The organism is Krasilnikovia sp. M28-CT-15 (assembly GCF_047159595.1).
In the GTDB taxonomy this organism is placed as follows: domain Bacteria; phylum Actinomycetota; class Actinomycetes; order Mycobacteriales; family Micromonosporaceae; genus Actinoplanes.
In genome coordinates this window covers 1546175-1559724 of the sequence record NZ_BAAGAK010000001.1, presented here as the reverse complement: position 1 = coordinate 1559724, position 13550 = coordinate 1546175, and the positions used below count along the sequence as shown (strand labels likewise).

Here is a 13550-nt window from a genome sequence, read left to right as displayed (position 1 = left end):
AACTGTGCTTAACGGACGAAACCCCCTTCGGTTACTCCGTTCCCCCGGTAATGGGCCCTCCACGTCGGCAGCGCGGAGGGCCCATTCAGGTACGGCGGGCACCGTCAGCGCCACCCGGCGCGGTCCCGACCCGTCGAAGCAACGCGAGCCACGCCACCGGCCCGCCGCTCACCGCGCCGCTACCTCGTGGAGCACCGCCAGCCGACGACGCGGAGGGCCACCCGGTTGGGCGGCCCTCCGTGCGGACGTGGAGTCCGGTCACTCCTTCGGCGGGCGTTTGGCCGTCCCCCGCGCGACCGGCTTGGCGGTCGGCTGCGGGGCATCCTCGTCGGACGCGCCCCGCTTGCGACGGGCGGAAGTCCCGCCGGCCAGCAGCTTCGCCGCCTCCTCCGCATAGTTCGTCGGAGACGAGGGCTTGGCGGCACCCCCAGTGAGCCTGGTCGGGCCCTCGTCTGCCTTCTCCACAGCGGCCTTACCGGTCGGCTCCCGCCCAGCCGAACTGCCGGATTCGGTCTTGCGGCCCGCTCCCGTGCGGGTGCCACCGGAGCGTTGCCCACCGACCCCGATCGATGGGGACTTCCGCGCGCCGGTCAGCCCAGCCGCCGGAGACCCGTCAGACGCCGCCTTGACGGACGCGGCACCAGCCGCAGGAGAGCCGCCCGATGCCGCCTTGGCCGATGCCGTGCCAGCCGTGACGGCAACGGGCGCGTCGGCCGCGGGCGGCGTCCGCGGCTGGGCGGGACCGGGGACGGCCGGGCGGGCACTCGGCACCGGACCGGCGGGAACCGGAGTTCCCGGCGCACCGCTCCCTGCCTGCCGCGGTGCGGTCGGCGGGGCGGCGGCCGACGGGGTGGCGGCCGGCGAGATGGCGGCCGGCGGATTGGCCGCCGACGCTGTGGTGGCACCGCGCACCATGGGCCCGGCCTCCGGGGCGGCGGGCGCGGCCGTCGCCCGCGCGGAGGCTGCCGGACGTACGGTGGCCCGTGTCGCGGTCTTCGCCCCTGCAGGCTGCTCGGCCGGAGCACCGGACGTCGCGTCGGCCTTCCTGGTCGACGCTGAGCTGGTCGACGCTGAGCTGGTCGACGCTGAGCTGGTCGACGCTGAGCTGGTCGACGCTGAGCTGGTCGACGCTGAGCTGGTCGACGCTGAGCTGCCGGTCGCCGGGCGCACCCTCAGTGCAGCCGGGTCGGGCGGGGAGCCCTTGGCGGCTGAAGCGCTGCCAGCGGCGGCTCCACCGGCACTCGGGACACCCGCCACCGGCGCCACCTGGCTGGGCACCGGCGGGGCGCCGTCCTTTCCGGTCTCCGGCGATGAGGCCGTGTCCGGCTCCTTCTTGGGCGTACGTTTGGCGCCGGTGTCCACAGCGGCGGGTTCGGTGCGGCGCGCCGGACGGACTGCCGGGGTGGTGTTCGCCGACGCGGCTTTGGGTGCCGCATCGGGCTTCGCGCCCACCGGACCGGCCGTCGCGGGCTTCGCACCGGCATCGGCCTTCACGGCGGATCCTGTCCGCTCGGTCGGCGTCGTCGTCGAACCGGTTTCGCCACCGCGCACCGACGCACCCGCCGGACCGGTCGCGGCACCACCTGCCGGTGTGGCCGGGTCGCCGGACGGGCCAGCCCCGGTCCCGGGCGCGGGCGCAGTCGACCCTGTCAATCCAGCCGCACGCCCCGGCACGAGCGGCTTACCAGCCGACCCGGACCCGGCACCGCGCCCCGGCACGACCGGCGTACCGGTGGATCCCGGCCCGGTGCCCCGCGTCGGCCGATCTGCGCGGGTCAGGCCGGTGGCGGCCCAGTCCGTGGCCCGTGAGCCCGTGAGGTATCCGAGCCGGGTCGGCGGCTTGTCGCTCGGCGACGATGCCGCGGGTGACGAAGCGCCGAACCGGCGCGCGGCCTGCTGGCCTGCGGCAGGCTCCGCCGCCGGGGCGGCCTTCGGCCGGGCCACCGCCGACTGGCCGGGCACCGACTGGCCGGGCACCGATTGGGCGGGCACCGACTCGGGGCTCTCCGACGAGGCCACCCCCGGCCGACTGGCCGCCGGGTGGTCAGCACTCTGCTTCCGGGCTTCGCCGTCCGGCGAGTCGCCCGCGGTGGCCGGCTCGCCCGCGGCCTCGGCTTCGCGCGACGCCGCGGCGGCCAGGGCAGCCGCCGCACGCGCCTCGGTCTCGCGGGCACGGGCGGCGGCCGTTTCGGCCACCCAGGCACCGACGGCGGACGCCTCGAAGACCGGAGTGTCGTCGGCCGGCGTACCGCGTCGCCGGATGGGACGCTGCCCGGCCCGGCCGAGCAGGGGTTCGGACGAAGGCGTCGCGCCGCCGATCCGGCCGATCTGCTCGCCCGGCGCTTTGCGCTCTGCTCCCCCGTCGACACCCGCCGGGCCGGACCGCACCGGGAGCACGATCGGGCCGACGCCGGAACCGGAGGTCACCGCACCCCGCACGGATGCGACGGCACCGGCCTCGGCGGCGGCGGGACCCGCGGACGACGTGGAGGACGGGGAGCCGGCTGTCTCCGGCCCGGCGTTCGCACCATCCTTCTCACCCACCGGTACGGCGACCGGGTCACCGGCCGCTTCGGCGGGCGTGGTCGGTGCGGCGACGGGGCCCGGCGTGGGCTGCGCGTCGCCCGTGGAGGGCGCGGCGGCGTCCAACGAGGAGGCCCCGCCGGCACGGGACTTCTGCAGCGGGCGCACCGGTGGCCAGCTGAGCTGCGGCAACGACAGGCCCCCCTTGGCCAGGGCGTCGGCGAGCGTACGGGGCCGGGTGGCTGCGGCATGGCGGCCGCCGCCGGAGCGTGGCAGGGGCAGCGGCGCGCCGATCCGCTTCATCAGCTCCGGCACCTGGCTGGGCTCCACGACGTACACCAGTTCGCGGCGGCGGGCCGGCCAGGCCAGCGTGATCAGGCCACCGAGAGTGAGCAGGCTGCCGAGGATGAACAGGGCCCAGGTGCTCGAGTTCAGCCACCCGGGGCGTACCTCGGCGGTGGGCTGCAGGTGCAGCTCCGGCTGGGCCGCGCGGCTCATGATGACCAGGCTGAAGGTGCCGTCGCGCAGGTCGCGGGCGGACCAGTCGAGGGCGCCCGCGCCGGCCTTGGTCCAGATGTTCAGTTCGCCGGGGCGGTTGCTGGGCGCGCGGTTGCCGTCGACCTGCTCGATGCCGACGGGCAGGTCGCCGGTGGCGAGATCGAACGTGCGTACGGCGGCGCGGGGTACCCCGTCGAGGTACTGCCCGACCTGGGCGGCGGGGGCGATGCCGATGAACGCGGGGCCGTCGGGGGCGGCGGCGGTCACCCGGATCCGGGTTCCGCCGGAGCGGGTGAACGGAGCGTCGTGGCGCAGCAGGGCGCCGAGGTCGTCGACAACCAGGGCGTACCCGGGGGTCGTCAACTGCTGGACCTTGCCACTGAACGCGCCGCCCGCGTCGCGGTGCTGCATCGCCGTCCACAGCACGGCTCCGCCGAGCAGGGCCGGTAGCCCGACGGTCAGCATCAGCATTCCGAGGATCGTGCGGATCACCCGCATCAGCCTGTCCCCTTTCCGGTCATTCTGCGCAGACCATACGACCAAAACGGCCGGAAAAAGGGCAAACAGGCACTTAGGTCCCGGGATGCATGACAACTGCCCGGACGAGCAGGTCAGGGACAGCTCGGCCGGGCGGTTCCCCGGGCTAGGAGATCTTCGCGGTCATGGTCACCGTGGACTGATCGATGTCGCTGGTCCGCAGCGTGAACTTGAACGTCCAGTCCCCCGCCGCGGGCAGCGCGACGTCGCCGATCGCATGGAAGTCCGTGATCCGCAGCAGCGGCACCTCGATCGGCTCGATCCCCTTGGCGGGCAGCGCCGCCGTGGCCGTCCACTCCACCACCGGCAGCGGCTTGTTGTCCGGGGTGTACGCGTACAGGTGCAGGGAGTTGTTGCCGACGGTCGCGGGGAAGATGTCCACCTGCAACGACATCGAGGAGTTCCGCAGCGTCTGACTGACCGTGGTGTTCTTCGTGGCGGCGGTCTCGGCGGCCTCGGCCGTCCGCGGCGGGGGGATCTGCACCAGGGCCGCGGTGACCGCCAGCACCACCGCGGACACCCCCAGCTCGACAGCGACCAGGCGCCGCAGCGGGCGCGGGCTCTCCGGCACCCCACCCTTGCGCACCACGGTGCGGGCCACCGCCGCCACCGCGATCACCACCGCGGCGAGGCCCGCCTTCACCAGGATGAGCCGCCCGTACGTGCTGTCCACCAGACCACTCAGCGAGGCCACCTCGATCAGGGCCTGCACCACCCCGGCCAGCAGCAGCGCGCTGACCGCCGTGGCCGCCCACCGGGACCAGATCGGCAGGATCGCGCTCAGTTCCCGCGCGTCGGCCTGGGGCAGCAGGAACGCCAGCAGCATGAGCAGGCCGCCCAGCCACACCGCCATGGCCGCCAGATGGATGGCGTCCAGCACCACCGAGACCCCGGCGACCGGGGAGGCCGTCGGGTGCCCGCTCAACGGCCAGGTGGCCAGCGCGGCCACCCCGAGCGCCCCGAGCAGAGCCAGATCCGCTTTGGACTCGCCGCCCGTGCGCAGCAGCGGCCGCAGCAGCACCGCGGCCGCGCAGATCACCCCGAGACGCACCAGCATGACCGCACCGAAGGTGCTGCCCAGCACGTCGCGGAGGTCACCGAAGCCGACGCCGAACAGCGAAGCACCGGCCGCATACGGGGCCTGCAGCCACAGGCCCAGCAGGGTGCTGCCGAGCACCAGGCCGATGCCGGTGTACACCACCCGGGCCGGGCCGCGCCGCGACAGCCGGTGCGGCCACAGCAGCGCCAGCACCAGCACCGGGCCGACCAGCAGCACCAGCCCCGCGTACCCGAGGTATTTGCCGACCGAGATCAGCGTGCGCACCACCGGGTCGTTGCTGGCGGCGTCGCCCGCGGCGACCGGCGGGGTCGACGGCTCGGCGACCGAATAGCTGAGGCTGCCGCCGATCGGATGGCTGTCGGCGGAGATGACCCGGTAGCTCACCACGTACGTGCCGCGGCCCCCGCCGGAACGCAGCGGGACCGTGACCGTGGCGCCGTCGGCCTGCGGCTCGCCCTGGTCGGCCCGCTTGCCGTCCGGGCCGAGCACCTGGATGCGGCCCTCGACCAGCTGGACGGACTCGCTGAAGGTCAGCGTGACCCGGTTGGGGGCGTCCGGCACGATCGTGCCGTTCTGCGGATCGCTGGCCACCAGCGCGGCGTGCGCACTGGCCGGGGCGGCCGGGCCGAGCAGGACGCAGAGCACGCCGAACAGCAGGCCCGCGGCGGCCGCGAGAGCCCGGCGCCGACGGAGACGAGCACGGATCATGACGCGGCCGGGCACGGCGAAGGTGAGCGGGTCATGACGGCCATGCTCCCCGATGGGCGCACGCCGAGCCCACCGGGTCGCCGGTCCGCACTCAGTCACGGGCGGATAGTCGTCGGCGAAGCCGGGATGGTTCCGGACGGCACCGACTTTTTCGCCTTGTACCATTGCCGCCGTGACGCCCCCCGACGACGCCACCGACCTCGCCCTTGCCGCCCGCGCCGGTGACGCCGCGGCGCAGGCCGCCTTCGTGCGCGCCACCCAGGCGGAGGTGTGGCGCTTCGCCGCCGCCCTGGTCGACCCGGGGGTCGCGGACGACCTGACGCAGGAGACGTACCTGCGGGCGTTCAAGGCGCTGCCCGCGTTCGAGGCCCGCTCCACCGCCCGGACGTGGCTGCTCGGGATCGCCCGGCGCACCTGCGCCGACCACCTGCGCGCGGTCGTGCGCCGGCGGCGGCTGGACGCGCGGCTGGCTGCGCAGGCCTGGACCGAGTCCCCGCACCCCGACCCCGCGCTGCGCCTGGGCACGGCCGATCTGCTGCGCGCACTGAGCGAGGAACGCCGGACCGCGTTCGTGCTCACCCAGGTCCTGGGCCTGTCGTACGCTGAGGCCGCCGTCGTCGAAGGGGTTCCGGTCGGCACGATCCGCTCCCGGGTCGCCCGCGCCCGCGAGGAGCTGGTGACCGCGGTCGCCGCCGCCCGGGCCAGCTGAGAGGACCATCGGCCCTGGCCCGGCCGGATCCCCGACGGTTTGCTCGACGGCGGCGGTTGATCGAGACTGCCAGCCGATTCACAGCGGTCCGGGGGAACCGTACGGCCTGCCGCGACAGACCAATGAGGCGTGAACATGGACACGGAGGACACCAGCCGACCCGCCCGCTCGGCCGCCGTCTGGCTGTGGATCTCCACCGCGGCCCGGTTCGGGCTGGCCCTGGTCTGGCTGGTCGCGGGCGCCACGAAGGTCGGTGACCTGGCGGCTTCCGGGCGCGCGGTGAACGCGTACCGGCTGATGCCGTACGAGGCGGCGAAGGTGGTGGGGGCGGCGCAGCCGTTCCTGGAGATCGCCCTGGGGTTGCTGCTGCTGGTCGGCCTGGCTGTCCGGCTCAGCGCGGGGATCTCCGCGGTCCTGCTGGTGGTGTTCATCGCGGGGATCGTCTCCGCGTGGGCGCGCGGGCTGGCCATCGACTGCGGCTGCTTCAGCAGCGGCGGCGACCTGGCCGAGGGTGTCGACCCGGGCTACCTGTGGGAGATCCTGCGCGACCTCGGCTTTCTCGCGCTGGCCGGGATCCTGCTGTGGCGGCCGCGTACCCGATTCTCACTGGACGCCCTCCTGATGGGGGACTGATGAGCCTGATGGGGGAACGATGAGCAAGGCGGGCAAGGACCGCAACAAGGCCAAGCGGGTCGTGGAGCAGCAGAAGGCCCGCGAGCGGCGCCGCAAGGTGACCATCTGGACGAGCGTCGCCGTGGTCTTCCTCCTGGTCGCGGCCGGGCTGGTCGGCTACGCGGTCTCGTCCAGCCAGCAGGCCGCCGACGCGGGCAAGCTGGTGGTGCCCTCCGCCGCGGTCGACGACGGGTCCGCGTTCGCGGTCGGCTCGGGACCGGTCGTGGTCGACCTGTACGAGGACTTCATGTGCCCGGTCTGCCGCGTCTTCGAGTCGCAGTCGAGCGCCGCCCTGCGCGACCTCGCCGCCAAGAACGAGATCACCCTGCGGTATCACCCCGTGGCGATCCTGGACGAGGCCTCGGAGGGCACCCAGTACTCCAGCCGGTCCGCCGGGGCGTCGGCCGCGGCCGGCCAGGGCGGCAAGTTCGTCGAGTACCACGACGCGCTCTACGCCAACCAGCCCGAGGAGAACACGCCCGGGCTCACCGACGACAAGCTGATCGAGCTGGGCCGCTCGGTCGGGCTCACCGATGCCACGTTCTCGGACGCGGTGAAGAACAAGACCTACGTGCCGTGGGCGGGCAAGAACACGGAAACGTTCTCCGCGCGCGGCTACACCGGCACTCCGACGGTCGTCGTGGCCGGTAAGAAGGTCACCGGGCCGAACAACGCCCTGCCCACCACCGCCGACGTGACCAAGGCGATCGACGCGGCCAAGGGGTGAAACGGCTGGGCCTGATCCTCGCCGTGGCCGGTGCGCTCGTCGCGCCGGCCACGCCCGCGTCCGCCCACGGCGGGGACGCGCCCGACGCCACGGCGTACCGGGTCACGGTCAGCGGGGTGACCCCACCGGAGAAGGGGCTCACCGTACGGGCCGTCGAGGCTGGGGCGCGGCTGGAACTGGTCAACCACACCGGGCACCCCGTGGAGGTGCTCGGCTACTCCGGCGAGCCGTACCTGGAGGTGCGTCCCGACGGGACGTACGAGAACCTCAACGCGCCCACCACCTACCTGAACCGCACCCTGGCCGGGGACACGCCGGTGCCGGCCGGCGCCGATCCGGCCGCGACGCCGCGGTGGGCCCGGGTCTCCGCGGAGCCGAGCGTGCGCTGGCACGACCGGCGTACCCGCTGGCTCGGCGACGGCCCGCCGCCCGCGGCGCTCGCCGACCCCGCACACACCCACCGGATCAGCGACTGGTCCGTGCCGCTGCGCGCCGGGGCCCGTACCTTCGCCGCCCGGGGCACCCTCGACTGGGTGCCGCCGCCGCGGACCTGGCTGTGGTGGCTGGGCGCGGCGCTGCTGGCGGTCGCGGTCGCGGCCGCGGGCCGGTGGCACGGCCGGGCCGCGGGGGCGCTCGCGGTGCTCGCGGGCGCGGTCGCCCTCGGATACGCGGCGAGCCGGGCATTCGCGGGTTCCCCCGGTACGCTGCCCGCCCTGCTCGCCGCGGTCCTCGCCGTGCTGGCGGGCGCGGTGGCGCTGACCCGGCGCTCCGCCACCCGGGGCCGGCCTGGGGATGGGCCGGCCACCGCCTCGCGGGGGCACCCGGCCGCGTTCCCGCTGGCGCTCGGCGGGGCGGCGCTGGCCCTGTTCGCCGGGGTGGCGCAGGCCGGGGTCTGGCGGCAGGCCGTCGTCGACGCTCCCGGCCCGGCGTGGTGTGCCCGGGCCGCCGTACTGATGGCGCTCGGTGCCGGGCTGGGCACGGCGGTGACCGGTGTCGCGGGTCTGCGGCGACGGTCCGGGGGCCCCGCTAGGGTCGGGGCATGACTGAGACCGCCCGCCTGGCGCCCGGCGACCCCGCGCCCGACTTCACGCTGCCCACGGACACCGGCGACAACCTCTCCCTCAAGGACCTGCGAGGCCGCCGGGTCGTGCTGTATGCGTACCCGGCCGCCATGACCCCCGGCTGCACCACGCAGGCGTGTGACTTCCGCGACTCGCTGGCCTCGCTGAAGGGGGCCGGGTACGAGGTCGTCGGGATCTCCCCGGACACTCCGGCGAAGCTCGCGAAGTTCCGCGAACGCGATGCGATCACCTTCCCGCTGGTCGGTGATCAGGACAAGAGCGTCCTGACCGCCTACGGCGCGTACGGTGAGAAGCAGTTGTACGGCAAGACGGTCACCGGGGTCATCCGCTCCACCTTCGTGATCGACGAACAGGGCCGCATCGAACGGGCCCTGTACAACGTCAAGGCGACCGGTCACGTGGCGAAGCTGCGGCGAGACCTGGGCATCGACTGACCCTGATTCCTGTGAATTCCGCGGATTCCCGGCTCGACGGTCGATAAAACGGTAAGTCATCGCCGTCTGAGGCGGTGGTCGCCGGGGGTTCCCCGGGCGGCCCCGCCTGTGTCAGGAGACCGCCCATGTCCGCTGCCGAGCCGCGGCCCGCGAAATCGCAGGCCCCGACGCCGCGCAAGTCGCACGTCGCGAAGCGGCGTGCCACGCCGTCGCGCCGCCTGAGCGGGAGCGGTCTGCTGCTGCGTAACCTCAAGGTCGCGCACAAGCTGTTCCTCAGCTTCGGGGTGCTCTGCCTGCTGGTCGGCGCGGTCGGCGCCATGGGCCTGTTCCAGCTGCGCAGCGCCAACGCGCGCTTCGAGGCGATGACCCGCGGCAACATGCAGGCCATCGAGCGCCTCGGCGAGGTCCGGGCCAAGATGCAGCAGGCCACCTACCAGACCGACGGCCTGATCCTGCGCTCGCCGGTGGCCGACGTCAGCAATCTCCTGATGGCGCTGCAGCGGATGGACTCCGACATCGACGGCATCTGGAAGGCGTACGTCGTCAACGAGAACCCGGCCGCCGCCAAGGACAAGGCCGCCTTCGCCGCCGCGCTGAAGGAGTACCGCCAGGTCCGGGACCAGCAGCTGGTGCCCGCGGCGAAGGCCAACAACTTCCAGGGCTACCTGAGCGCCAAGAACAACTTCATCGACCCGCTGACCGCCAAGATCACCGTGTCGCTGGACAACCTCGCCAAGATCGAGGACGCCGCCGCGCAGAAGCAGATGGGCGCCGCCCAGGCCAGCGCCAGGCTCGCCCAGATCGTCACCATCGTGCTCATCGTCGTAGCCGTGCTGGTCACCGTCGTGCTGGCGCTGACCCTGAGCCACGCCATCGCCACCCCGCTCGGCCAGACCGTCGGCGTACTCCGCGGGCTGGCCGACGGCCGCCTCGACCAACGGCTCAACTACACCGGCCGCGACGAGTTCGGGGTGATGGGCCGGGCCGTGGACACGGCTCTGGACCGGCTCACCGCCGCCCTGCGCGGCATCAACGAGAACGCGGTCACGCTGGCTTCGTCCGCTGAGGAGCTGACCGCGGTGGCCGGCCAGATGAACTCGTCGGCCGCCAGCTCCGCCGACCGGGCGCACGCCGTGTCGGCGGCCTCGGAGCAGATCACCAGCAACATCACCACGATCTCCGCGGGCGCCGAGGAGATCGGCAGCTCGATCCACGAGATCGCCCGCAGCACCTCCAGCGCGGCGGACGTGGCCACCGAGGCCGTACGGATCTCCTCCGAGGCCGGGGCGATCCTGCAGCAGCTGGGCACGTCGTCCGCGGAGATCGTCTCCGTCATCAAGATCATCACGGGCATCGCGGAGCAGACCAACCTGCTCGCCCTCAACGCCACCATCGAGGCCGCCCGCGCCGGCGAGGCCGGCAAGGGCTTCGCGGTGGTGGCCGGCGAGGTCAAGGAGCTCGCTCAGGAGACCGCCCGGGCCACCGAGGACATCCGCGCCCGGGTCGACGCCATCCAGAACGACTCCTCCGCCGCGGTCAACGCGATCTCCGGAATCGGCAGCGTCATCGAACGGATCAACGCCACCCAGTCCGCGATCGCCGCGGCGGTCGAGGAGCAGACCGCGACCACCAACGAGATGACGCGCAACGTCAGCGAGGTGGCCACCGGCTCGCACGAGATCACCACCAACGTGGCCGCGGTCGCGTCCGCGGCGGCCGAGACCACCAGCGCGGCGTCGAACACCGCCGCCGCGGCCGACGAACTGGCACGTGTCGCTCACGAACTGCAGCAGAGCTTGGCGCTGTTCCGGTACTGAGCCTCGGCCGGGGCTTCCCGGCCCGCCGACCCACGGCGGCCGTCATGCGGTTCCGACCCGCGTGGCGGCCGCCGTGCCGTGTCCGGGAACTGTCGGACCCGGTCGCTACGTTCCTTCCATGGTGAAGTACACACGGGAGGTGCTGGCCGAGGCCGCCGCCGCGTCATACAGCGTCGCCGGGGTGCTCCGGTTCCTCGGCATCCGCCAGACCGGCGGCTCCCACACGCACATCAGCCGCCAACTGACCCGGTTCGGCATCGACACCGCACACTTCACCGGCCAGGCGCACAATCGCGGGTTACCTGGTCGCCACCGGCTGAGCCCCGATCAGCGTCTCGTCGAGCTGCCCGAAGGCCATCGCCGCATCCCCGGCGTCAAGCTCAGGAAGGCTCTGCGCAGCATCGGACTGCCCGAGACGTGCGAGCAGTGCGGGGTGGGCAAGACCTGGCTGGGCAGGCCACTGACCCTCCAGGTGGATCACATCAACGGCAACTTCCTCGACAATCGGCCACGCAACCTGCGCTTTCTCTGCCCCAACTGTCACAGCCAGACGGCCACCTACGCGGGAACGCGGCGTAAGCCCGGCGCGCCTGCCGACGTGGTCTACGACGAATCCGCCACCACACCGACAGGACTCCCCTTGGGCAGGCAACTTCCGCGTCGGCAAGAATGGCTCTGGAACGTGTACGTTTACGCGTCCAAGGGGCCGTAGCCCAACTGGCAGCAGGCACACGGTTTAGGTCCGTGACAGTGCGGGTTCGAATCCCGTCGGCCCTACGCGTTCAACAGACCACGTCATCGGGAGCCCGGGGTCCGGGCTTCCGTGAATTCCGGGTCAGCCGCAGGACGGGGCCGCTGGGGCGGCCGCGAGCGCCACCGGCGGAGCCTGCGTGAGCCCGTCCGCCTCCCGGTCCGCACCGGCCGCCGGGGGCTCGGGCACCGACGGCGTGGCCGACGCTGACGGCGCCGCAGGTGGGGACGACGCCTTCGACTTCGACGGCGCGGGCGCGGCCTTCTTCTTCGCCGCCCCCGGCCCCTTCGCCACCACCGGTGCGCTGACGGCCTTGCCGGTGAGGCGTACGGACGTGCTCTGACGCCGCTGCGGCAGCAGCTTCACGCCGGTGGCGGTCGCGACGTGCCCGTAGCTGTCGGTGATCCGGATGCTGAACGGGCCGTTCCCCGTGTTCTTGTCGATGATCCAGAAGTTGTACGTGGCGTGCGCGGCCGTCATCCACCCCCGGCCGGGCCCCTTGGCCTGGACGGAGACGATCGGGTTGGCGTGGTTGTCGATGAGAATCGCCCACCAGTACTGCGACGATCCCTCGGCGAAGGTGATGCTCAGCGGCCCGGGGGTGGGGGCGTTGGGCACGGCGCGGTAGGTGATCGGCACGACGCCGGCCGACTCGTTCGCGATCTTCTTGAACGCGGTCCGGCTCAGGTCGAGGTGGCCGACAGCGCATTCGGGGCAGGAGTCGAAGACCTTGACCCGGACGGTGCCCTTGGGGCCGGTGACGTCGAGATAGCTGCCGCAGGCGGTGGCGCCGGTGTACTGGGTGCGGCCGAGCGCGACGTACAGGTCGTCGGCGGGTGGGGCGAAGTTGCAGTTGCCGGTGCCCCCGGACAGGTCGTAGAAGGTCGCCTTTCCCTTCTGGGCGCTGGCGGACGGGGGCGCGGCGCAGGCGGGGCCGCCGTCGCGCAGCAGCAGTGCGACGCCGAGGACGCCCGCGAGCAGTACGGCGCCGCCGGTGGCCAGCCAGCGGGGGGTCAACAGGCGATGAGCAGTCACGCTGAGGCATCTTTCGGCCCTGTCCGCGTGAGGGCAACGCTTCTAAGAGAGACCTAAGGCAGCGACCGGGCCGGGTCACCTGGATGAGTCTGGTCGGACCCCTGGCGTTTGAAAGATTCCATGCATACGCTGCGGGAGTGAATGACGGAGCTGTCAGGACGGCTGAGCGCGTGCTCGACCTGTTCCAGGGCGCGCGGCTGACGCCGACGCAGCGCCGCATCGCGCACAGCCTCGTCCAGCACGCCCCGTCGGCGGCGTACCTGTCGGCCGCCGAGGTCGCGGAGCTGGCCGGGGTGAGCCAGCCGTCCGTGACCCGCTTCGCGATGGCCCTGGGCTACAGCGGATATCCGGCGCTGCGCCGCGAGCTGCGCGCGCTGGCCGGGCCGCGCCCCGCCGACGGCCGGCAGCCCGGGGACAACCCCATGCAGCGGGCGGTCCGGGTCGAGGCTCAGCACCTGGGCCGACTGGTGGAGCAACTGGACAATCTGGACGCGGTGCAGCGGGCCGCCGAGCTGCTGGTGGCCAGCCGTCCCCTGCCCGTGCTGGGGCTGCGGGCGGCGGCGCCGCTGGCGGCGTATTTCGGGTATTTCGCCGCGAAGGTCCACCCGGACGTGCGGGTGCTGGACACCGGCGGCACCCACCTGCTGGACCGGCTCGACCAGGCCCGGGCCGCGGGCGGGGCGGCGCTGCTGGCGATCGTGCTCCCGCGCTACCCGAAGGAAACCCTGGACACGCTGCGGGAGGCCCGGGCGGCGGGGCTGGCGGTCGTGGCGGTCACCGACTCGGCGGTCAGCCCGGCCGCCGAGTGCGCGGACGTGGTGCTGCCCGCGGCGGTCGGCACCCACCTGGTCTTCGACCTGCACACCGGGCCGATGGCGATGGCGATGGTTCTGCTGCAGGCGATGTGCGACGCGGCGCCCGGCGGCGTCCAGCACCGCCTGGAGCAGTTCGAGGCGACGGCCGCACGGCGGCACATCTTCGAGGCATGAGGAGGACG

The 13550-nt window shown here is 73.4% G+C and carries 11 protein-coding genes and 1 tRNA gene; 9 read left to right on the top strand and 3 right to left on the bottom strand.

The features are described 5' to 3' along the window. Nucleotides 1-258 precede the first annotated feature (258 nt). Nucleotides 259-3513: a hypothetical protein gene (locus ACMCNO_RS07475; protein ID WP_412748670.1), complete on the bottom strand. Its 3255-nt coding sequence runs from the start codon at nt 3511-3513 to the stop codon at nt 259-261. 151 nt (nt 3514-3664) lie between these two features. Beyond that, nucleotides 3665-5326 carry a copper resistance protein CopC gene (locus ACMCNO_RS07470; RefSeq protein ID WP_412748669.1) on the bottom strand — a complete coding sequence of 554 codons (1662 nt, stop codon included), beginning with the start codon at nt 5324-5326 and terminating at the stop codon, nt 3665-3667. Nucleotides 5327-5498: 172 nt separating this feature from the next. On the opposite strand from ACMCNO_RS07470, the gene ACMCNO_RS07465 reads away from it, so the two are divergent. The 8 genes from ACMCNO_RS07465 to ACMCNO_RS07430 all read left to right on the top strand — a co-directional run bounded on the left by ACMCNO_RS07465 (nt 5499) and on the right by ACMCNO_RS07430 (nt 11544). Next, nucleotides 5499-6035: a sigma-70 family RNA polymerase sigma factor gene (locus tag ACMCNO_RS07465; RefSeq protein WP_412748668.1), complete on the top strand. Its 537-nt coding sequence runs from the start codon at nt 5499-5501 to the stop codon at nt 6033-6035. 135 nt (nt 6036-6170) lie between these two features. Further along, complete coding sequence (locus ACMCNO_RS07460; RefSeq protein ID WP_412748667.1) at nt 6171-6668, top strand: MauE/DoxX family redox-associated membrane protein; 498 nt, start codon at nt 6171-6173, stop codon at nt 6666-6668. Between the two features lie 19 nt (nt 6669-6687). After that, nucleotides 6688-7434: a DsbA family protein gene (locus tag ACMCNO_RS07455; RefSeq protein ID WP_412748666.1), complete on the top strand. Its 747-nt coding sequence runs from the start codon at nt 6688-6690 to the stop codon at nt 7432-7434. Continuing rightward, nucleotides 7431-8477, top strand: a complete 1047-nt coding sequence (locus ACMCNO_RS07450; protein WP_412748665.1) for a hypothetical protein — start codon at nt 7431-7433, stop codon at nt 8475-8477. The genes ACMCNO_RS07455 and ACMCNO_RS07450 overlap by 4 nt, the downstream gene beginning before the upstream one ends. Then, a complete protein-coding gene (gene bcp, locus ACMCNO_RS07445) occupies nt 8474-8950 on the top strand; it encodes a thioredoxin-dependent thiol peroxidase (RefSeq protein ID WP_412748664.1) in 477 nt (158 codons plus the stop codon). The genes ACMCNO_RS07450 and bcp overlap by 4 nt, the downstream gene beginning before the upstream one ends. A gap of 125 nt (nt 8951-9075) precedes the next feature. Then, on the top strand, nt 9076-10767 hold the full coding sequence (locus ACMCNO_RS07440; RefSeq protein ID WP_412748663.1) for a methyl-accepting chemotaxis protein: 1692 nt from the start codon (nt 9076-9078) through the stop codon (nt 10765-10767). A 118-nt stretch (nt 10768-10885) separates the two neighbouring features. Then, entirely contained in the window at nt 10886-11479 is a 594-nt protein-coding gene (locus ACMCNO_RS07435) for an HNH endonuclease (RefSeq protein WP_412748662.1), read from the top strand. Beyond that, nucleotides 11470-11544 (top strand) — tRNA-Leu (locus ACMCNO_RS07430). Before ACMCNO_RS07435 ends, ACMCNO_RS07430 begins: the two co-directional genes overlap by 10 nt. A gap of 58 nt (nt 11545-11602) precedes the next feature. Here the strand turns inward: ACMCNO_RS07430 and ACMCNO_RS07425 are convergent. Beyond that, nucleotides 11603-12553 carry an expansin EXLX1 family cellulose-binding protein gene (locus ACMCNO_RS07425; protein WP_412748661.1) on the bottom strand — a complete coding sequence of 317 codons (951 nt, stop codon included), beginning with the start codon at nt 12551-12553 and terminating at the stop codon, nt 11603-11605. A gap of 137 nt (nt 12554-12690) precedes the next feature. Between ACMCNO_RS07425 and ACMCNO_RS07420 the strand changes: the two genes are divergently transcribed. Continuing rightward, nucleotides 12691-13542, top strand: a complete 852-nt coding sequence (locus ACMCNO_RS07420; protein ID WP_412748660.1) for a MurR/RpiR family transcriptional regulator — start codon at nt 12691-12693, stop codon at nt 13540-13542. Nucleotides 13543-13550: the final 8 nt, after the last annotated feature.